Source organism: Aequorivita sp. H23M31, assembly GCF_004022485.1.
GTDB lineage: Bacteria > Bacteroidota > Bacteroidia > Flavobacteriales > Flavobacteriaceae > Aequorivita > Aequorivita ciconiae.
Window position 1 is genome coordinate 1,477,307 of the sequence record NZ_CP034951.1, and the last position, 20,366, is coordinate 1,497,672.

The following is a 20,366-nucleotide window of genomic DNA, read 5'->3' on the forward strand; positions in this document are numbered from 1 at the left end:
CAAAAAGGGAGCTTAGGAATTTGTGAAACGTTGTTTAATCTGTGCTATGAGCCATTGGTCCAGGTTGTCCATCATCTGTTGGCTCTCGCCCATAAACTGGCGCTGTTTGTACTGGGTGTCCATCTTTCGGGTGTGGGGCTGCACCTGCTCCCTTTTGCCGTTCCGCACCCTGTGGAAGCCCCGCACGTTCTGTACCGCCCGTACCCGTAGGCCATAGTTGTGCACGGCGGCATAGGGCACGTGTGTGCCAAAGGTTACGGTGGTCTCGTCTTCCTTTAAAATGCCGATGCTCTTCCGCAAAAAGGTGGTGTCTATCAGGACGGCCCTTCCCGGGCTTCGGTCTGGGTCGCGTTTGTCCCACGCCTTGAAGGCGGCGTCTGTAAACCCTTGGTTCTGGAAGCTATCGTCAAACCACCGCAGGCAGTAAACCTTTGCGTGGCGGCGCATATCGGCTTTCAGTTTGTCCGCCACTGCGAGAAAGTCGGGGGCTTTGAAGTTTTTCATCGGTTATCCGTTAAGCTGTTCGTTAAAGATATTCATATTTAAAAAGTTTTGTATATTTGTGCTTCTAGTCAGACCCTCGGTTAGTCCCTTGGTGTGGACACTACAGGAAAGCAGGCTTTTAGTCTGCTTTTTTTCGTATATAATGTTTGATGGTCTTTAAAGTTTTGTTTCGCCATATTTAAAAGTTTTGTATATTTGTATTTCGGAGCGCGAGGTCAAATTCAAGCTCCACACTAGAATCCGGATCATTTATGGTTCGGATTTTAGCTTTTTCAGTATTGCTTCCATTTCATTTTTCAATATATTCTCTCTGGTTATTAAAACTACATTGTTTTTATAAATAAAAATAAACTCTCTGTATCGGCTGTTCTTTCCAGAGTTCAAGTTCTTGTTCATTTCTGATGCTACCCTTGTCGTATCCAAATTTTTAAAGCTATTGGTAAAATCAAAAACTATCGAGCTCAACCTTTGTTTTTTTGCTGCGGTAAAGGCATTTGAAATTGCCTTATAGTTGTTTTCCTCAAAATTTATTTTAAGGTCTGATAGATTTCCATTGATGTAGTATTCGGCATTCGTAAACCCTTTGGCAATGTTGGTATCCAAATGGGCACGTATCTGGACCTTTATATCCAAATTGTCCGCAATCTTCAGCGCACTTTCCACGTTCTGTTTTAAATCCCTTTGGTCTGCAAAGATGCTCACTTCCACCTTCTTGTTTTGAGGAGATTTTACATAGGGCGCATTGAGCTTCATCAGTTCCATGTTGCGCTTTGCGTTCTGGTTGCTGTTCAGCAGCTTAAAGAAGTTTCCTTTTTTGGTGAATATCTCCCCGTCCAGTGCCACGTTGCCCTTAAAGTTTGGCTCGGGCATTCCCTCGGGCACTTTGCCCTTGGGCCCTGCGGCGGTGGGAACGGCGTCGCAGCGGCACCTCCAATCCAGTGGTGGGAAATATTTGGCCCAAAACGCATCGTCTATGGGTTTTATAATGCCGTGCAGGTCTTGGTGCGCTTCGCGTACGCGGTCGTCGCCCACGGTGCGGAACTCGAGGTTGGGAAAGAGGTCCTTGGTTTTTTGGAAGCCCTCCCATTTTTGCGCCATTTGTGCGGCGGTCCTTGCTGTCTGCCATTCGGCTTGTAGCCAATTGCGGTTGTACTGGCGGTTCAGTTTTCGGGCAAAGACTTCATATTCGTTATACGGCCGTAGTTTTCCGTCCTTATCGTACAACAGCCCGTTTAGCTGTTCCAGCATGGCGTAGGTTTTTGCACCGGAAAACATATACAGGTTTTTCTTCAGCTCGTTGGGCAGGTTTCCTTTTCCGTCCCCGGGAAAAGAGACCCAATCCTTGCCATATCCGTTCCTTCCGGCTTGGTTCAGTTCAGAATATGTGGCGTTAATGGCATCGCTGTCCAGATCCTCGGGCTTTAGCCTTCCTTCGTGCAGGTCTTTGGCAATACGGTCTATAAGGGCATCCCAACGGCCAAAGTCCAGGGCGGTGGGTTCTACAAAGTGATCGTGGCCACAGTCGTGGTGGGTTTCATAAAAAGCCGTTATCTCATCCAGCAGTGCCTTTACGTTTGGCCTGGGCTTTTTTTTTTCGTCCCCTTCCTCGGGTTGCGGAAGCGTAGCGTTGTTTTTTTGCGAGAGTATCTGCACGCCCAGGCGTTGGCTCAGTTCCTCTATGTCCAGCTCAAAGTGCGGTGCCAGCCCGGTGACCAAATCCTTTAGGTATGCCGGGTCTTCCGGCTCTTCCTGCCATTCAAAATAATGGTTGGCAAATGCCGTATAAACGGGGCTCAGTTTTGCAAGCCTTGGAAATAGCTGCTGGTTTATCACGTTTTTCAGCAACAGCCTATCGCTGTCGTACCGGTCCTTTGCCATGCGGAACTGTATCTCGGCACTTCCCACAAAGCTCTTTTCGTCGGTAATGCCCGAACCGCCAAGGATGCGCTTGCTCATTTCGGAGTTGGCACGGTCAATCAACAAATCGAAGTTGGCAGGGTTTCCGGCATCGCCGCCCTTGATCTCGAACTTCTCGTTGCCGCGCCCCACCATAAAGCCCGAGGCCTTAAAGTTTTTGGCGGCCTCTACCAACTGCTTGAGCCTTCCGGCATCTTCGCGGTCTGTGGTGATAAAGAGATTTCCCACGCCATATTTTTCCACATAGTCCAGCCAAGAACCAAAGCCCAGCTTTTTGGAAAGGATGACGGGTGCCATCTTTGCCAATAGCCCCAAATCCTTGTCCTTGCCCACCTGTATGTAATGGTTTGCCAGTTGTCCTTCCTTGTACGGCCATCCGTGGAGCTCGTCCGGTCTTCTCTTGATGATGCCCCGTACGGCATCAAAATGTGCCATGGGTATTTCCTCTACCTCGGAGAGCTCTTTGGTAAAGGGGTCGAGTTCGTACAGCTCAATGAGCTTTACGCCCTCAAAACGGTTGCTGAGCGCAATGCGCACAAAATCCTCGAACCAGGTACGTTCCAACAGTTCCGATAGGTCTTCCACCTCGTTGCCCGCATTGTCGATGATCTTGAAGGGCGACCGTTGGGAGTGCAGGATGCGGCTGTCTATGATGCTTCCCAAATGGTTGTCCAGCAACAGGTTGTTGTACAGGGTCTGCAGCATGGTCTTGTCCGGGTTCTGGTAATCGTTTGCAAGGAGCAACGCCAGCTTCCATACTTCCAGTGTCTGGGCCTGCATGGATTCTGTCTGCACCTCGAGGAAATCGCTCTTGGCACTTCCCTTTTGCACGGCGTGCACGTTGAGTTCCTGCACGGTTGCATTTTCAAGGAAATAGCGTTCGGCTTTTTTATAGAAGTTGTTGAGCAGGTTTTTCATCTTAGATGTAAAAATTAGGGTTTCTGTTATCGCCAAATAGCGTGGTGCTTATTACCTCGCCCTGGTCATCAATGGCAGCGGGCAGGCCTTTTATTTCCAATTTGCCAAAGGCTATCTTTTCAAGGGTCTCTATGGCGTTCTTGTATTCCTCCACATAGTCTGCGGGCACTTTCCGGGCGGCATTCCTTCGCACCACGTCATAAAGCACCATTTTGGTCAGGATGCGGACCAGGAGCGCATTGCGGATGGGCGCATTTTCGTCAAATATGGTATCCACGTCATAAACAGCTCCAAGGTAACTCTTGAGGATGCCGATGTTTTCGGCTTCCACGTTCTTTAGGGTATTGGCAAAGTCGTTGGACGATTCGTCTATCAGCCTTTCAAAGGCGTGGGTTATCAGGTCTTCTTTCTGTAGGTATATCATCACCAAAGGTTTTTGGATTGGCTGTAATCGCCCGTTACTATTTCGGTATCTCCGCTACTGTCCGAGTGGCTTACGTAGCGTTCCAGTTCGCTTATCCCGGCTTGGTGGGCATCGGGGTAATCGTCCTTTGTATTGTAGCCCGGTTCTATGCCGTAGAGCTGTGCCAGTGCCACCTGCGCATCGTTGTTGTGCTTGAGCCGCTCGTCGTAAAAAATCTTGTTGTTCTGATAGTACGGTTGCAGGGTAAGGATGCGGTCGTACTTTCTGGTCTTGGGCAGTTGCCGCTGGATGATGTTTAGCTTTACGCCAAAACCGGTCTCCCCTTTTTTGATGGCATCGCGCACGGCATCGTTCCAGAACTGCGCCTCGAATATCCAATGCACGATCACCGTTTTGGGAAGCGATTTCTGGTATAGGCACATATAGGCAATGGCCTCGTTCATCTTGCTCTGTTTGCAGAAAACGTCCAGCACATAAAAATCGGTTTCTTTAAGTCCCTGCACTACCACGGCGTTATAATCCGAAGTGGATGTACCGCCATAGGCCACGTCCCACCACCCGAATATGATCTTGAACTGGTTGAGCCTTGGGCGTGGTGCCCATTGTATCTGGCTCTCCAGAAAGATGGTTCCCTCGGTGTGGGGATCGTTGTTGTATTCGCTTTTTGCGGCCAGTACGCCAATTTCCCTTTCAAGGGCTTTGAAATAATCGGGGCCGTATTTTTCGAACCAAGTGGGTTTATAGGTAACGGGATCGTAGGCGTTTACCTGATCTACCGTCCATTCCGGGTGGCGTTCCTGCAAGATGGTCTGCACCATTCTGGGCGCAAAGCGGTTGTTAGACTGTACAAAGCGGCGGGTGGGCCCGTCCATTGTTGGCAACAGGTCGCGCTCAATCCATTTGGCGATGCTTTCCTGCCGTTTCGGGTTTTTGTTGATGTCCTTGGTCTCCAGATCGTCCGCGGCGCAATGGGTGGGCCTTTTGTCCTTTACGCGCAATCCACGCACGGACTGCCCCATCCCCAAGCTCTGGCCTATGAACTTTCCCTTGGTGATAAAAAAACCGGCTTCCCAGTTGCCCTGGTTGAACTGCTGCCCAAAATCGTTGATGATCTGCGGGTTTGCCTCAAACTCGGCACGGATGTCCTCCAGGAGCTGCTCCGCCCTGTCCGCACTGGAACCGATGAGCACAAAGTAGCATTCGCCCTCGTTCATCCAAATCCAGAAGGGAAGCAGGATATTGTTGACCACCGATTTTGCAAGGGCGCGCCCCCATTGGGCAAAACCTTTGAAGGTGGGGTCTTTGAGGACCTTGTTTGCAAACTTGATGTGAAAATCTGGGGTAGATGCCCCGGCATAGTGCGGGAAGTAGCGTTCCACCATAAAGGCGAAATCTTTCTTGGCGCGCTCTACGGCCGATTTTTGCTCCTGTTTGGTTTCAAAAGGGTTGAGATGGACGGACGAGCCGATCATCTCCAGTTGCTTTTTATAGCGTTCTACCTTTTGTTTGTCTATCTTTTTCATTTGCGCAGTACACGGGTTCCGGTGCGGTGGGTTATTTTGTTGTCGTGGAAGGAGAAGTACATTTCGGTAACCACTTTTACCTGTTGCACGCCCGGCTTCACATTTTTCACCTTCAGTATCTGCCCTATTTCCACATTGCTCCCTTTTTTGAGCAGGTATGCGCCTATTTCAAGGTAATACTGTCGTAGGGGTGCGCGGTTCAGGGCAAGGCCCATAATTCTTTTTAGCATAATTATCCTAGTTTTTCTGCAATGTGCTGCAGGTGCGATTTTTGGAAGTCGATGGTTTTTAGATATACTTTTTTGTCCCATTTCATCAAGGCCTCAAATACGTCCTCCATTACTTCAAGGTAGGTGCTCAGGCTTATCTTGAATTCCTTTTCAAGGCGTTCCAGGGCTTTTTGGTACATGGCCACTTCTTGCGAAATACGGGTGGTCTCCTTTTTCAGGTCCAGTAACCGTGCTTGGTCTCCGTTGGCCTCCGCTATCTTGATTTCCTCGAGGGTCTGCAGGGTCATATTGGTAAGCTCCGCGATCACCTTTTTGATGTTCTCGGTGCGCGACTGTGAGTTGTTGAGCTTGGCGTCGCGCAATTGCCGCCAGTTTCCCGCGATCACCCAATTGGATACCGTTTTCTCGGTAACGTACACGGTTTCGGCAATTTCCTTTTGTGCCATCAACTTATCGATGAACAGCCTCTTTGCCAATCCTTTTTCTTTCTTCTTCGCCATTATTGTCTGTATTGCTCTGGCAAATTTGCCATTATCCGCTTTCGTTTTAAAAATGTAATCCCGAATTGGCATGAAATACTTACTGAATTGGTATGAAATACTTACTGATTCGGGATTGGAATTTTTACAGCTTGCAAAAGCTTTCCAAATTTGCGCCATTGACAGTTCAACGAATCGTACAGCATTGATGGATTTACAAGCTTTTGCCCAACAGCATCCCCTACAGGTTACCGCCAAGAACGACGGTGGCCGTGCCCACATTCGCGTGGAGGGAGTGCTTTATGGTTTTCAGGTGAACGATTTTAAATATACCGTTGACTCCCTGATAAAGCAGGGCATCAAGGATGTACGCCTGTATATAAATACGCCCGGGGGCAGTGTGTTTGCCGCCAATGAGATTGCCAACGAGATACTTCGCTTTGAGGGCACGGTATCGGGTTTTGGCGGTGCCATAGTGGCCAGTGCGGGCAGTTATCTTGCCACCATCTGCAATACGTTTGAAATGGCCGAGAACGGACAGTTTATGTACCACAAACCCTCCGCAGTGGTGGAGGGCAACGAGAACGCCATTGAATCCAGATTGAAACTTTTAAAGAGCCTTACCGATCAGTACCGTAAGCACTATGCCGAAAAGACCGGAAAGACCGAGGAGGAAATAGAGGCGTTGTGGAGCAAGGGCGACGTGTGGCTCAATGCCCAGGAAGCCTTGGACGAGGGATTTGTTACCTCCATAAGCAAAAAGACACCGGTGACCAAGGAAACGGCTATGCTCATAGCGGCCTGTGGCGCACCGATTAAACCGGAAATCACAAAAACAGAAACAGAAATGAAAAACAGAGATGAGATCGTTGCCAAGCTGAAGCTGGCAAAAGATGCCACCGATGCGCAGATAGAAGCTGCCATTGACCAATTGGCCATTCAGGCCCAGGAGGCACAGACCGCGGAGGCCAACTTGGCAGCACGCGAGACCGCGGCCGTTACGGCACTTCTTGATGCCGCCATCGTGGCCAAGAAGATAACTGCCAACCAAAAGCCGCATTTTGAGGCATTGGCAAAGAAAGATTATGATTCCACCAAGGCACTACTTGATAGTATGGTGCCAGCCATGAAGGCCTCGGCACATATAGATGCTTCGGGCGAGGGCGCAGACCCAAAGGCCAAATGGACGCTCCAGGACTACTTGGATAACGATCCGCAGGCATTGGAAGTACTTATGGAGAAAGACCCAAAGAAATTTGAGGAACTGCAGAAAGGATACTTCTGAAATCAAAATCGAAACTGAGATAAAAACAGTATTAAAATCTATTTAAAACCCAATTTTTAGAACCGATGAAAAAGAAATTGAACTATTTATTGACCGGGCTTTTGTTTGTGCTGGCCGTTGTTGCGAGCCATAGCTTTGGAATGGGCGAGGGAATGTCCCTGGCCACCGTAGCGGTGGTGAACACACAGCTAAAGAACACTTTGGCAGAAAAGGAAATGCTCAAGCAATTGCGCCATGAGCACACTTGGGTAAGCGAGATACGTTCGCGCCAGAACTGGGTGAACCAGGACACCATTAAACTTCCCAAACGGGGAGCGGCACCCAAGGTATTGATAGACAATACCAACTATCCCATTGTAAAGAACCGAAGGGACGACAGCCATATAGTGATCAGCCTGCACAAGTTCGACACCGAGAACACCATTGTTACCGAGGACGAACTCTATGCCCTGCCTTACGAAAAAGTGAGCGACGTGCAAGCACAGCACCGCGAAACTTTGGAGGACGAGACCCAGGAATACGGATTGTGGGGCCTTGCACCACAGGAAAAGGCTGAGGCCGAAAACCTGTTTGTCCTGGAGACCACAGGAACCGATGACGGCACGGGAAGAAAGAAACTGACCACAAAGGATTTGCGCACCCTGCAGGAAAAGATGAACGCCAAGGGCATCAACAAAAAAGGACGTATCCTCATTTTGTGCGATGAGCACGTGAGCGACCTTTTGGACGAGGACAAAAAGTTCTACACCCAATACCACAACCACAAGGAAGGTGCCATTGCAAGCCGATATTACGGGTTTACCATCTATGAGGACAGTACCACTCCGGAATATGCCTACAATGCAGGTGCTACCAAATGGGAGAAGATTGCCTATGGCTCTGCCATTACCGGCAACAAGAGCTCCGTGGTTTTCCACAAGGGAAGTACTGCGAAAGCTGCCGGAAGCGTAAAACGTTTTATGCGTGCCGCCAGTGAAGACCCGGAGAATAGGGAAAACACCATTGGTTTCCGTCTGTGGCACATTATCGTGGCTTACGGAATCGAGGGAAGTGCCGCGATTGTAAGTGCGGACGTATAAAGAGAAACTGGATTTTGACATTGTTTGGAGGAAGGGGCTGCCGAGGGTTTTGTTGGTAATTTTTCCCGAGGCAGCCAAGCTCCAAAAAAAGATACCCGCCTTTGCGGGAAGACAGGCGGTCTTGGTTAATGCAACCTGACCGCTCCCTTAGGGGGGGAATGAAATTGAAATTGAAATTGAAATCGAATTAAAAACTGAAATGCGAGCCGTAATCCATAGAAGACATTTTGAGCAAAAGCAGACCCTTGGGGAACTGCGTTTGGAAAAGAACGGCAAAACGATCTTTGAATGCAAGACCCTTGAATTGCCGTGGCGGAACAATGCGGTGCAGAAATCGTGCATTCCTGCGGGGAAGTACCAAGTGGTAACGCGGTTCTCGCCCAAGTTCAAGAACCATTTTCACGTACTGGACGTACCTGGAAGGAGTTGGATTCTCATTCACGCCGGTAATTATTACACGGACATTTTGGGCTGTATCCTGGTAGGTGAAAAACATTTGGACTTGAACGGGGACGGACCAAGGGACGTGACCGATTCTAAGAACACATTAAAAAAGTTACTGCAATTGGCCCCGGAGGGCTTTGAACTATCGATACAATGAGAATAGTGTTTGCCATATTGATCCCCTTGATGCTCTTGGGCTGCAAAGCCCGAAAGATGGTACCCAAGACCATTGAGCGCGAGGTTAAGGTGGTAGTGCGCGACACGGTCTTTAAAATAGAAAGAGACAGTAGCCGTACCATTACCCTTGTGGACTGCATCGATGGGAAACCGGTTTTAAAGAAGACCAGGGAAACGCCCGGCAAAAATTTGAAGGCCCCAAAGCTTACCCTAAAGGACAGCGTGCTTACGGTGGACTGTGAAGCCCGTGCGCAGGAACTCCTGGCACAGTGGAAAGAGACCCACAGCACCGAAAAGACGGAGATACCCGTATATATAAACGAACTAACATTCTGGCAGGAAGTACAGATCAATCTCGGGCGTGCTTTATTGGCCCTCGCATTGATAGTGACTGCCGTACAACTTTTAAAAAAATGGTTATGAACACAAAAAAAACATATTCAGAAGCAGAATTGACCACCCAAGCAGAGGGAGTATTTGAACGCTTTCCAGATGCCACCACGGTATTTGCCACTACGGACGGGAACGTCTTTTTGGACAGGAACCGTGCCGAGCTGCACGCAGGAAAAGGCAGGGTAATCGCCATAGATAGAACCTTGCCCGAACCCGAAGCCCCGGAAGCCCCAAAGATGAACGCCAAGGATAGCATTGCGCTTATCCAAGAAGCCACGTTGGAAGACCTTTCGGCCTTTGCCAACGACGAACGCAAAACAGTCCAGGAAGCCTACCAGAACAGGCTGGCCGAACTGGGAATAAACAATAACGAAGACTGAACATGGCACAACTTTCAGGAGTAAATATTGAAAAGCTTCAGGGCGGGCTGGAACGCCAAGCCCTGGGCACGGACAACCACGTGGCAATGGTGTTTTCTGGAATGAAGACAACCACATTGCATGCCGACGTGAACAATGCAGGGTTGGGCGTGAAAATCCGCTCTGTTTATGACGCAGAGCAACTGGGCTTTAACGAGAGCTTTGATGCCAACGAGAGCGTAAACTATTACGACCAGATCGTGGAGTTTTTCCGTTTGGCGCCCGAGGCTACGCTGTACCTGTTTTCTACCGATGTGGTGGCAGACATTACAGGTTTCCTCAATGCCAATAAAGACATCAAGGGCTATGCTACTGATTTTATCGGGGTGGAGACCACCAACGAGCTGGAGGCGACCGATCTGGGCGATCACCAAGCGATTATCGATGCGCTTGCCGTTGCAAACCGGTTGATCGACTTTGCGGTGATCGGGGTAAGCAATGTTATGCCCACTATTGATCTTTTCACGCAGGAATGCCCAATTGTATCGGTAGCCACCGCGTGCGAGAAAAATGACGGCAAGGCTTCGATAGGCTCCGTTTTAGGGATGATCGCCGTACGCAAGGTATCTGAGAACCTCGGTTCTGTGGATATTGAGCGGAAACCCCTGAACAGCCGTGGCGGGAACGACTACCCGTTGACCAACGGCTCTCTGGGCAGGTGGATAGGCAGTTATCTGCCCGATGGCACTTCGGTAAGTGCGATGGCCAAATCGCAGCTCAATGCCATCATTGAAAAGGGTTATATAGTAGCGGCAAGCTATGAAGGGTATCCCGGGTTTTTCTTTGAGAACAGCTACACTGCCATAGAACAGACCTCGGATTACGCATTTATCGAAAACAACCGGGTATGGAACAAGGCATCGCGCATCATCCGTGAAACGCTTTTGCCAAAGGTAAAGAGCAAGGTAAAGAAAGACCCCACTACCGGGTTTATCGCATCCACAACGGTTTCCTATTGGAAAACGCTTCTGGAAAAGAGCCTGAACCGAATGCTTACCGAAGACGACATCTCAGGCTTTGAAGTGAGCATAGACCACAAACAGGTAGTGAACAGTACCCAGCCCGTAAAGGTGAAGGCACTGATCGTTGCGGACGGCATCGTGCACGAGTTTACGGTGGCGGTGGGATTAACCAATAATATTTAAGAGGACATGGCAGAAAGGATCATAAACAAGTTTGGCACGATGAAGGGGTGGAACTCCATCACGGCCAATTTAATGGGTCGGGATGTGGAAGGCATTACCGAACTCAAGTACAGCGACTCCATGGAAAAGGAGAACGTCTATGGCGCAGGGCCGTACCCCGTGGGAAGGAGCCGTGGCAATTATGAGGCCGAGGCTTCCATCACCCTTTTTAAGGAAGAGGTGGACGGCCTGAAACTGGCAATGCCCGCGGGAAAACGGTTGCAGGATATTGCTCCCTTTGATGTCGTGGTGGAATACGAGACCGAGGGCGGTACAATCTATAAGGACGTTGTCCGGAACTGCGAGTTCAAGAACGACGGCATTGAGGTTTCACAGGCCGATGGTACGATTGCTACGGAATATGAGCTTATCGTGAGCCATATTGACTGGAATGTGATATAACTTTTACGAAATCGAAATCGAAATCGAAATCGAAAACCAAATACAATAAAATGGCTGAGAAGACAGGAGACAAGAAATTAGAAGTAGTGCGTCCCTTTGGCGATGCTGAAATAGAGGCACACGCGGCAAAGGTGGGCGGAAAACGCAATCTTCGGGAAGTGGTGGTCGAGACCGACGACGGTTATGCCTTTCATTATCTGGTAAAGAAACCATCACGGTCGGTAATTCAGGCCGTGGTGCAGTATGAAGGAAAGAAGGACGTAACGGCACAGCAAAAGGTAATGCTTGGCTGTGTGCTGGAGGGCGACAAGGAAGCCTACGAAAACGACGGCAGTATTTATGGCGAACTGGTCGGGAAGATCGGGGAGCTTACGCGGTCGGCAAAGGCGGATATAAAAAAGATTTAGCCCGGTTTTGGTTAGATACAAAGGATGGCACCGGTCGGGATTTTGAGAAGATCGATGCCATTCTTCGCGTTCAATACGGTATAGACCCCCACACCTTGAGCGACCAGGATTGGGCACAGCGGTTCCAGGAGTGGGTCTATGTGCAGCGGATGGAATTGGAAACCCAAGAGGCCATTATGGAAAAAGCGTTCCGCAAGGTAATGGTAGAGGTGGTAAATGCCGTGTTCGGCAAGAAATAGCTATTTGAAGGTGCGTGTCCTGGAATCTACCTGCGTGCCGATATAGACAACGGCCACCGCAAAGACAAACCAAAAGGTAAGCGCAAATACATGCTCAAAGTTATAGATGAGCAAGACGATATAAGCCAAGGGAATGGCAAACAATGCCACCCAGAGCAAGCTGTAAAACAGCAATCGGGCAAGGGCCCGGACAAAGGCAAACATATTTTTTAAGGCAGAAAGCATATACAAATATAACCAATAATGGCATCAGTTTCAACAGAATGGATATTAAATCTTGGCGGGAACATTCGCGAGTCCATCAAGAAGGTGGTGGGCAATGTGCAGGAATCCATTGACTCTGTAAAGGACCTGGGCACCAATTGGGGGCTGACGGAAAAGAAAACCAAGGCCGCGCTCAAGAACGAAGAGCTTAACCTAAGGGAAACCCGGAAGGAACTAACTGCCAAGGAACGCACCCTAAAAGATTTGGAAAAGGCCTATAAAAAGGCTGCTCCGGGAGTTGCTTGGTCCAAGGCAAAAAAAGCAGTTGAAGACCAGCAAAAGGAAATAGACAAACTCAAGGAAAAGCTTTGGAACGCTTCCGAGAATGCCAAAACCCTTAAAGAAGACCTTGAGAATTTCGCCAAGATAAAGACAGACTGGAGCAGTGTGGCCATACAGGCCAACCAGATGTCCGAGATCGTGGGGAAGATAACCACCGCGCTGGATTTTGCGGTGGACGTGAAAAAATTGCGGGACGAGTTCCAACGGCTTACCGATCTATCGGGAAGCGACCTGGACAAATTCCTGAGCAAGAGCCGTGAGATAGCCGATGTGTACGACGAAGATGCCAAGGCCGTGGGCGAAGCCGCCAACGCCCTTACCCAACAGATGGGCGGCAGTTTTGAGAGCAACCTGAACCTACTGGAGGAAGGATTGAAGCGCGGTGCCAACCTGAACGGCGATTACCTTGCCATATTAAAACGCTATGCGCCCACCCTTCACGAAATGGGCGTGTCTGCCGATGAGGCCACGGCGCTCATTGCCACGGCGGCCAAAAAAGGAATAGACCCCAGCAGTTTTATAGAGGGCATACAAAAGGCAGGGATTGAACTGCGTAAGCTCGACAAGCCTGCCGAGGACGCACTGGCGGCCATTGGGCTAAAGCGCGACGATCTTGTGGGCAAGACCGCAATGGAAAACGTGCGCCAGGTATCTGCGGCCATGGAAGGGATGACCACCCAGGCCAAGCAGATGACCATTTCAAAGATTTTTAAGAAGCAGGGCGAGCGTTCGGGCATCGAGTTTATCATGGGCCTTAACGAGAACATTCCCCCGCTGGACGAAATACCGGCCGTGGAAGAAACCGCTTCGGGCTTTAAAAAACTTTTCAGCAACATAAAAACCTGGGCGGGCGATGCCTTTGGCACCATGGGCGAATATGCCCAGACCTTTGGCCCCGCCATTCAATTGCTGGCGGGAGCCATCCCCATACTGACCGCGCTCAAAAACCTCGCTTGGCTCAATGCTATCGCTACTAAAGGTTGGGCACTTGCCACCAACATTCTGGGAAAATCCATTTTGGGCATTCCCATTATCGGGTGGATACTGGCCATAGTGGCCGCCATAGTGTGGGTGGTCTCGGCCACAGAAGGCTGGGGCAAGGCGTGGGACCACACCCTGAACGGGATGAAACTGTTGGTACAGGCGTGGGTGGCACAGATCAAGGCGAATTTTACTTTAATGGTCAACGGCATTATGATCGCCCTGGACAAGATAAAATTGGGCTGGTACAAGTTTAAACAGGCCGTGGGTCTTGGCGATAGCGATGAGAACCAAGCAATGATAGACCAGATCAATGCCAGTGTTGAAGACCGAAAGACCGAAATAAAAGAAGCGCAGGCCGAGGCCAGTAAACTGTTGCTGGAGTCTGTAGGCGAGTTCATCAAGGCCGGGCAGAGCGTTTCATTGAAAAAAGACGAAGAAGAAGATTCGCCCTTTAACCTGAACAATACAATAAAAACGCCCGAGGTTACGACCCTTGATGACGATAAGAAAAAAGGCAAAAAAGGAGACGGCCTAAATGTGGGCAGCGGAGCAGGTGGCGTAAAGAACATTGCGATGACCTTGAACATAACCAACAACTTTAGTGTGGGCAAGGACACGAATATCCGCGATGTGGCGGACAAAATAGTGGGAATGGTGAACGACCGGTTGCGCGATGCGCTGGTAACGGTGTAGCAATTGAAATTGAAATTGAAATCGAATTCGAAACTTGTCCGCCGGAGGAGGATCGAAATCGAAAAAAGAAGGATAAATGGACATACGGTATAACGTAGGGGAATTGTTTCAGGCGGCTTTTGGCATCAACAGCCCTATCTATATAACCGAGCCCTTTTTTAGGCAGGCCCCGCCCTATTTTGATTGGTCTGACGTGGATGTACTTCCTACGCTTGAAGAGCAGATAAACGAAACCGAAACCCTACCACAAAGCTGGATGGGCACGCCCATTGTTTTTGAAGCGCGCTTTGATGGCGATGATGGAAAGTATTGGCGCTATAAACTCAATGGCGAACTGGAAGAAGTAGAAATGAAAACAATGGTCCTGCCAGCAGCTACCATGTTTTCCTTTAGACGTTCAAAAAACATAACCCGGACAAACGTACTGGGAAGCAACGGAACCGTCAAGGAGATTTATGGCTTTGACGATTGGCACATTGATGTTCGCGGCCTTTGTTTGCCGATTCCCGGAAAAACATCGTTGCAGCAATTGGAAGAACTGCTGCAGTGGGAAAAACTGGCCGATGCGATCAAGATAGAAGGACCCCTGTTTAGAAAGCTGGAAATTTATAGGGTGGCAATGGCAGATTTTGCCTATAACATTCCACAGGGTAAACCAGATGTTGTGGCATTTACGATGCAGCTCTATAGTGATGATCCGCTGGAGTTGCAATTAACCAATACAATATAAAAGATATGTATGTGATGCATTGTGAAATACGTTTTTTTGCCACCGAAGATCGGGATGAAATTGTATTGAACAAAGCCACCGAAATAGCTTTTGAAAGTTCCTTTAAAGAACCTGTTAGCAAGGGCAGGATTACCCTGCCCAGAAATATTAAACTATTTAACGGCAATGGAGAAACCATGGCCAAACCCGAAGAAGCGTTTAGAAAACTCTTTAAAAGAGGTGATAAAGTTTCTATCTCTTGGGGCTATAACGGAATATCGATAAAGGAGTTCGAAGGGTACATCACCACCGTTTCGGCAGACATTCCCGTGGTGATGGAGTTTGAGGATGAGATGTTTAAGATAAAACGGATGCCGGTAAATTTTTCGTCGCCAAACATCACGCTTCAGGAATTGTTGCAAACAATCATTCCGGGCTATGAAATAGACGCCCTGGAAGGAACCACTCTTGGATCCGTAAGGTTGCCAAAAACACAGGTAGGGCCCGTTCTTGAAAAATTACAGTCGGATTGGGGCTTGTACACCTATTGGAAAGATGGCAAAGTGCGTAGTGGGAAATATTATGCCGTTGAGAGAACACGAACAAATGTTTCTTATGTAGATGGAAAAGTTGTTGAAAAAAAGGAGTTCATCATTGATCCGGATATAGATGTTTTTCATTTGGAAAGAAATTGCGTTTCTACGGCTTTAAACTATAAGCGAAAAGAAGATGTGAAGCTGAAAATAAAAGCGGTGAGCACGCTCCCCAATGGAAGTAAAATTGAAGTGGACGGCATTGGGGATGTGGACGGAGACGAACGGCAGTTGACCTTTTACAACGTAACGGACGTGAAGGAACTGGAAGCCTTGGCCAAGATAGAGTACAAACGCTTTAAGGTAGATGGTTTTGATGGCAGTTTTACGGCCTTTGGCACCCCCAGCGTTACCCACGGCATGAAGTGCAAACTGGTGTCCGGGCTTTTTAAGGAGCGCGAGGGCATTTATTATATAGAAAGTGTGCGCAAAAGTTTTGGAGCGGATGGCATTCGCCAGGAGATACAGTTGGGACCTAAAGCGTATGCGGAATGAATGCGATTGGAGAGTTCAACAACCTGATGGCCGAGAAGATGAAAAAGAGCCAGCCCATACAGACCGCTTTTGCCGTAGTGAAGGAGGTGGACTGGGGAAAGAAAACAATGACTGCCACTGGGGTGGTGGACGATCTGGATTATTATGACGTGCTTTTGGGCCTTGGAGAAATTTACACCAAGCCAAAAACAGGAAGTCGGTGCCTAATAGGAATGATCAACAACCAAGGGAACAATAGTTTTTTGATCTGGAGTGAGGAAGCGGAAGAATGGATGCACAAAGTGGGCGATGCCGAAATGGAGATGAAGGACGACGGTTTTGTGGTAAAGGCCCAGGGCGAAAGTTTAAAAAAGGTGTTGAATGATTTTATAGACGAAGTGAACAAAATAATAGTAGTGAACGGAACCACTATAAACGTACCGGCCGTTACGGCAATAAAACAGCGGTTAAACAAGATTTTAATATAGTTAAAATGGCAATAACAAAACAAGTTTTAGCGCAAATGATAAAAGCGGCCTTGGACGATGGCAGCGATGTGGAGATAGAACCCGCACGCGCCAGAACCGAGCAGGCCAATAAAATAGCAGACGCCATAGACGCGTACGTAATGGGAAGAATGGTAACCGTTACCGGCGTAACCCCCGGAAGTGGTGCCGCTGCAGGAACAATAACAGCATAATGAAAGATTTTTTACTCGACACCGATAATGATATCCAGTTTGATGCAAACGGGGAACTGGTAATGGGTGAAAGCGAAATGCAGGAAGTTGGCTTGATCCTTCAACTGAACCAAGGCGAGCTGAAATCTGCGCCCATGTTGGGTGCCAGTTTGTTTCAGTTGATGAAGAGCAAGGAAAAGCGATCCTTGGTGGAGGAAAGAATCCGTCTCCATCTAGCGATGGACGGCAAGGATTATAATGCCATCAAGGAATTTTTACGGACAAAACAGCTGATAAAATAATGAAAACAACAGTACTATATAATCAATGTCTCCAGGACATCACCATTCGCGAGATGGGCGGGCTGGAGGGGATATTTGACATGGCCCTGCTGAATGGCTTTTCCATTACGGAAGACCTTTCCGGGCTGGAAGAAATCTTAACGCCGAGAAAGATGATAAGCGCGGGGATGGTTCGGTATTATAGGAATAAAATGGTGCAAACAGCCACCGATATAAGAAACCAGAAAGGTGGTAACACCCAACACCTCTTTGAAAACGGACTTTTTGAAAACGGACTTTTTGAGTAGAAAATTATGATACAGAAAAACATTAGGCCTTACGGCGGGGTAACATATAGCATAGGAGAAGGTGCCGAGCTGGTAGAGGAGCTGGACAAAAGGACCAGGCACGCAGACCCGAAGCTGAACAGCATCCAACTGTTGGCGGAGGCAATTATTGGGCTTCGCAACTTCACCACCCAGACCATCACCAATGGCGGCAACTACAACGATCTGGAGGTAACGGCAGATCTTCTTGTGTTCACCAACGAGAACGCCCAAGCCATAATCAACGGTATCAAAGGAAAGAAAGATTTTCACATTCTCAATCTTTCTGAAAACTACGAGGTACGCATCAACCACGACAGTCCGAGTGTGGGTGCAGGTGCCTTTCCGCTAAAGCTTCCAACGGCAGGAGGCTCTGTTGGTATCAAGGGCACCGCAAGGATACTCTACACTGAGAGCTACGGCTATTTCGTGGCAGACACTTGGGGATCGCTGTACAGGCCAGAATACAAGCACATCACCAAGGAGGTGCTGATGACCGTGGACGAGAACCAACGGGCAGGGAGCAAGGAAATGACAGAGTATGAAGTGTTCCGTGATGCGCAGTCTGTAACTATGTCATCTGCAGATCTTAATATAGCCTATCCCAATGCGGTACGTCCGTTCAACGTGGTGTGCAAGCAATTGGGCTTGATATATAAGAAGGTGAACGACTCCCCGAGTGAATGGGCAAGTGTGCCTATGGGCAATGACACTTCTGTCAGGATCTTGGAGCTCAAAAGAAACATCACAGCTGCTGAAATGAAAGTAATTGGTGCCTCTCCAATCACGCTTATACCCGCCCCGGGTGCAGGAAAAGCCATTGAACTTATTTCTTCGGCCTTGAAAATAGACGCTCCCTCCACCATACCAACTACTTTCCAGATTGTTGTGGGCTACAGTAATTCCTTCTGGAGCTGGGCCTGGATCGTCGGAACAAGCACGGCAGGCATATACCAGAAAGGCGGTTACGGCCCCGGGGAAAAGATAATCCCCAACCACGCTGTTTTCATCCAGAGCAAAGGAGACGACCCCGCGCACGAGTTTCCCGGCACGATATATCTAACCTATAGAATTATCACGCTATGATTCTCACTTCTGAAAACAGGATATTAACGAAAAACGGAAAGCCCATTGAGAGCAAGGTAAACAGTCTTTCCCTTGAGGTGCGGGGAACGCAGTTTCCGGATCCGCACCCAACAAGCATCTCAAAGTACTTTAGGTTGAGAATTTCGGATAACAGCATTGTTACCGTCAATTGGGGCGATGGTGCTACTTCCGTACACAGCAATTTGGACGTTCCGGGAAGAAGTAACCTAACCTGGACACCTACCGGAAGCACAACCCCAGGCTCTGGGGGTGCGGCAGATGTAATACAGCCGCATATCTATCAAGATAGCCATAGCGGGAAAAGAACGATCACTTTCAGTTTTGAAAATTTCTCCAAACTTGAAAAACTTGAGAGCGTAGGAACATTTTTAGAGGGCGCTATAACCAGCGACATTAATTATGCGAAAGGGTTGAAGGTGCTTACATTTAGTGCTGCAAGAGGGATTACTTCCTTTCCGGCAGACCTAACGAAAATGGAGAGCCTGGAGGAGCTCAACCTTAACATGGCATTTGCAGAAACGCTATCCAAAATCCCAGATTCTTTCTTTGACCTCAACCTGAAGACATTCGAGGCCAATAGCATTTTTGACCTATCGGATAAAATCAGCTCCAACCTTTTCAAACTGAACCAATTCGGACGGCTTGAAAGATTAGGATTGAGTGCCAGTAACATTACCGAGCTGGACGAGACATTTGGGGAGCTTGCAGATACACTTGTGATTTTGAGATTAGACGGTAATGCTAATTTGCAGCATATCCCAGGTATAGAAAACTTCTCCAAACTCGAGTTGCTTAACCTGCCTCTTGGTTACCTTATAGACTGCACGAACTTAGCGAGGCTTAAAACCCTCTGGCACCACAACAGCAATGTAGATTACAGTGATATGACCACAAAATGGAAAGGACTTGTAAGCTTAACTTTGCTCCAGAACCTTAACTCTTCCCTGAATACCGTAGCCAAGACAGATAATTTTATTGCCCTTTTCTACCAGCTTGTCACTGAAAATGCTTCTATCCTCCCTAACCAGGCACCTGCACCCTATCCCAACAGGTTCCGGAACATCGCTTGGGGAGCAGGACCAAGTACACAAGTAATACAATTTACGGGGTCTAAGGTAGCGCCCGAGGGTTATGTACAGGGAGTAAGCAACGGCACGCCCACAACCTCCGGAGAAAGGGTTTACGTGCTTCAACACCAATATGGACACACTATAACACACGCATAATTATGAACGAAGAAAATACTATTGTAGATGTGATCTACGACACCGAGCAGATATACCACGTACTTGAACCTAACGAGGAAGGGATTAGGGGAATCTCAAATTCCCAAATGTTTTTACGGGATACAATTGCAGCTGCACGGGTGCATTTGTCCCACTTGGACCAGACTAAGATAGACGAATTTGAACAGGAACTAATTACAAACGGACAATGAAGGCAGTACTAATTACACTCTCGCTTTTTGTTTTTTTCAAGATGGGGGCGCAGGATGGGTACAACCAGAGCCGAGAGCACTACATGAGTATTCAGGCCCTAACACAAGACTTGACAAAAGATGAAGCCTGCGATCTGGCCGATCTCCTGATCTCTAATGTAGGCTACGACTACTCGTTCTGGAGGATTTCCGAAACTTCTACTTCGCTTACCTATATTTTCACACTCAAAAAGGCGGTAATGAACCGTAACGAGGTGAATTTGTTAACGATTGAATTCAGAAAAACAGCAACAGGATTTGATTTTGCCGATCTGAAAGTTTTTTCGGAAACAGCGGATGCCATCTATGTGTGGAGCCGTGTTTTTTTGCCCGGATCGAGTTGGGACATGATCCGGGCAAACTATAAGTACCGTGATCTCATTTCCCCGGACGGGAAGGTGAAGATACGATTGCTTCACGGCGATCAGATCAAGAAATTTCAAACGGATAGGAAATCAAAATTTGAGTAAGAT

At 48.4% G+C, this 20,366-nt stretch carries 27 protein-coding genes; 20 read left to right on the forward strand and 7 right to left on the reverse strand.

Annotated elements, in window-relative coordinates:
- Positions 1-12: 12 nt before the first annotated feature.
- From EI546_RS06495 to EI546_RS06520, 6 genes are all read right to left on the reverse strand, one after another.
- On the reverse strand, positions 13-504 hold the full coding sequence (locus EI546_RS06495; protein ID WP_128249786.1) for a phage virion morphogenesis protein: 492 nt from the start codon (positions 502-504) through the stop codon (positions 13-15).
- Between the two features lie 249 nt (positions 505-753).
- The gene (locus EI546_RS06500) at positions 754-3,339 is read right to left on the reverse strand and encodes a phage portal protein family protein (RefSeq protein ID WP_128249787.1); all 2,586 of its coding nucleotides are present in this window, start codon (positions 3,337-3,339) and stop codon (positions 754-756) included.
- A 1-nt stretch (position 3,340) separates the two neighbouring features.
- Positions 3,341-3,763 carry a phage protein Gp36 family protein gene (locus EI546_RS06505; RefSeq protein WP_128249788.1) on the reverse strand — a complete coding sequence of 141 codons (423 nt, stop codon included), beginning with the start codon at positions 3,761-3,763 and terminating at the stop codon, positions 3,341-3,343.
- Positions 3,763-5,286, reverse strand: coding sequence for a hypothetical protein (locus tag EI546_RS06510; protein ID WP_128249789.1), 1,524 nt, complete (start codon positions 5,284-5,286; stop codon positions 3,763-3,765). The genes EI546_RS06505 and EI546_RS06510 overlap by 1 nt, the downstream gene beginning before the upstream one ends.
- Positions 5,283-5,516 carry a hypothetical protein gene (locus EI546_RS06515; protein ID WP_128249790.1) on the reverse strand — a complete coding sequence of 78 codons (234 nt, stop codon included), beginning with the start codon at positions 5,514-5,516 and terminating at the stop codon, positions 5,283-5,285. Before EI546_RS06515 ends, EI546_RS06510 begins: the two co-directional genes overlap by 4 nt.
- Positions 5,517-5,518: 2 nt before the next feature.
- Complete coding sequence (locus EI546_RS06520) at positions 5,519-6,016, reverse strand: hypothetical protein (protein ID WP_128249791.1); 498 nt, start codon at positions 6,014-6,016, stop codon at positions 5,519-5,521.
- Positions 6,017-6,086: 70 nt separating this feature from the next.
- Between EI546_RS06520 and EI546_RS06525 the strand changes: the two genes are divergently transcribed.
- The 9 genes from EI546_RS06525 (at position 6,087) to EI546_RS16205 (ending at position 12,024) form a co-directional block, all read left to right on the forward strand.
- Positions 6,087-7,280 carry an ATP-dependent Clp protease proteolytic subunit gene (locus EI546_RS06525; RefSeq protein ID WP_128249792.1) on the forward strand — a complete coding sequence of 398 codons (1,194 nt, stop codon included), beginning with the start codon at positions 6,087-6,089 and terminating at the stop codon, positions 7,278-7,280.
- A gap of 65 nt (positions 7,281-7,345) precedes the next feature.
- Positions 7,346-8,359 (forward strand): hypothetical protein, encoded by a 1,014-nt coding sequence (locus tag EI546_RS06530; RefSeq protein WP_128249793.1) that lies wholly within the window; start codon positions 7,346-7,348, stop codon positions 8,357-8,359.
- 199 nt (positions 8,360-8,558) lie between these two features.
- Entirely contained in the window at positions 8,559-8,960 is a 402-nt protein-coding gene (locus tag EI546_RS06535) for a DUF5675 family protein (RefSeq protein WP_128249794.1), read from the forward strand.
- The gene (locus EI546_RS06540) at positions 8,957-9,403 is read left to right on the forward strand and encodes a hypothetical protein (RefSeq protein WP_128249795.1); all 447 of its coding nucleotides are present in this window, start codon (positions 8,957-8,959) and stop codon (positions 9,401-9,403) included. Before EI546_RS06535 ends, EI546_RS06540 begins: the two co-directional genes overlap by 4 nt.
- Positions 9,400-9,753, forward strand: a complete 354-nt coding sequence (locus tag EI546_RS06545; RefSeq protein WP_128249796.1) for a hypothetical protein — start codon at positions 9,400-9,402, stop codon at positions 9,751-9,753. The genes EI546_RS06540 and EI546_RS06545 overlap by 4 nt, the downstream gene beginning before the upstream one ends.
- Positions 9,754-9,755: 2 nt before the next feature.
- Positions 9,756-10,937: a DUF2586 family protein gene (locus EI546_RS06550; RefSeq protein WP_128249797.1), complete on the forward strand. Its 1,182-nt coding sequence runs from the start codon at positions 9,756-9,758 to the stop codon at positions 10,935-10,937.
- A 6-nt stretch (positions 10,938-10,943) separates the two neighbouring features.
- Complete coding sequence (locus EI546_RS06555) at positions 10,944-11,378, forward strand: hypothetical protein (protein WP_128249798.1); 435 nt, start codon at positions 10,944-10,946, stop codon at positions 11,376-11,378.
- A 50-nt stretch (positions 11,379-11,428) separates the two neighbouring features.
- On the forward strand, positions 11,429-11,785 hold the full coding sequence (locus EI546_RS06560) for a hypothetical protein (protein ID WP_128249799.1): 357 nt from the start codon (positions 11,429-11,431) through the stop codon (positions 11,783-11,785).
- A 95-nt stretch (positions 11,786-11,880) separates the two neighbouring features.
- Entirely contained in the window at positions 11,881-12,024 is a 144-nt protein-coding gene (locus tag EI546_RS16205) for a hypothetical protein (RefSeq protein WP_164905191.1), read from the forward strand.
- Here EI546_RS16205 and EI546_RS06565 read toward each other — a convergent pair whose 3' ends face one another.
- Positions 12,025-12,228: a hypothetical protein gene (locus EI546_RS06565; protein WP_128249800.1), complete on the reverse strand. Its 204-nt coding sequence runs from the start codon at positions 12,226-12,228 to the stop codon at positions 12,025-12,027.
- Between the two features lie 39 nt (positions 12,229-12,267).
- Here EI546_RS06565 and EI546_RS06570 point away from each other — a divergent pair, with 39 nt between their 5' ends.
- The 11 genes from EI546_RS06570 to EI546_RS06620 all read left to right on the forward strand — a co-directional run bounded on the left by EI546_RS06570 (position 12,268) and on the right by EI546_RS06620 (position 20,363).
- Positions 12,268-14,247, forward strand: a complete 1,980-nt coding sequence (locus EI546_RS06570) for a phage tail tape measure protein (RefSeq protein ID WP_128249801.1) — start codon at positions 12,268-12,270, stop codon at positions 14,245-14,247.
- 76 nt (positions 14,248-14,323) lie between these two features.
- Entirely contained in the window at positions 14,324-14,977 is a 654-nt protein-coding gene (locus tag EI546_RS06575) for a DUF6046 domain-containing protein (protein ID WP_128249802.1), read from the forward strand.
- A 14-nt stretch (positions 14,978-14,991) separates the two neighbouring features.
- Positions 14,992-16,044 carry a hypothetical protein gene (locus EI546_RS06580; protein ID WP_164905192.1) on the forward strand — a complete coding sequence of 351 codons (1,053 nt, stop codon included), beginning with the start codon at positions 14,992-14,994 and terminating at the stop codon, positions 16,042-16,044.
- A complete protein-coding gene (locus tag EI546_RS06585) occupies positions 16,041-16,511 on the forward strand; it encodes a hypothetical protein (RefSeq protein WP_128249804.1) in 471 nt (156 codons plus the stop codon). Before EI546_RS06580 ends, EI546_RS06585 begins: the two co-directional genes overlap by 4 nt.
- Positions 16,512-16,516: 5 nt before the next feature.
- The gene (locus tag EI546_RS06590) at positions 16,517-16,723 is read left to right on the forward strand and encodes a hypothetical protein (protein WP_128249805.1); all 207 of its coding nucleotides are present in this window, start codon (positions 16,517-16,519) and stop codon (positions 16,721-16,723) included.
- Positions 16,723-17,004, forward strand: coding sequence for a hypothetical protein (locus tag EI546_RS06595; protein ID WP_128249806.1), 282 nt, complete (start codon positions 16,723-16,725; stop codon positions 17,002-17,004). The genes EI546_RS06590 and EI546_RS06595 overlap by 1 nt, the downstream gene beginning before the upstream one ends.
- Positions 17,004-17,291, forward strand: a complete 288-nt coding sequence (locus tag EI546_RS06600; protein ID WP_128249807.1) for a hypothetical protein — start codon at positions 17,004-17,006, stop codon at positions 17,289-17,291. The genes EI546_RS06595 and EI546_RS06600 overlap by 1 nt, the downstream gene beginning before the upstream one ends.
- A 6-nt stretch (positions 17,292-17,297) precedes the next feature.
- A complete protein-coding gene (locus tag EI546_RS06605; RefSeq protein WP_128249808.1) occupies positions 17,298-18,395 on the forward strand; it encodes a hypothetical protein in 1,098 nt (365 codons plus the stop codon).
- Positions 18,392-19,642 (forward strand): leucine-rich repeat domain-containing protein, encoded by a 1,251-nt coding sequence (locus EI546_RS06610; protein ID WP_128249809.1) that lies wholly within the window; start codon positions 18,392-18,394, stop codon positions 19,640-19,642. The genes EI546_RS06605 and EI546_RS06610 overlap by 4 nt, the downstream gene beginning before the upstream one ends.
- A 2-nt stretch (positions 19,643-19,644) precedes the next feature.
- The gene (locus tag EI546_RS06615) at positions 19,645-19,854 is read left to right on the forward strand and encodes a hypothetical protein (RefSeq protein WP_128249810.1); all 210 of its coding nucleotides are present in this window, start codon (positions 19,645-19,647) and stop codon (positions 19,852-19,854) included.
- The gene (locus EI546_RS06620; RefSeq protein WP_128249811.1) at positions 19,851-20,363 is read left to right on the forward strand and encodes a hypothetical protein; all 513 of its coding nucleotides are present in this window, start codon (positions 19,851-19,853) and stop codon (positions 20,361-20,363) included. The genes EI546_RS06615 and EI546_RS06620 overlap by 4 nt, the downstream gene beginning before the upstream one ends.
- Positions 20,364-20,366: the final 3 nt, after the last annotated feature.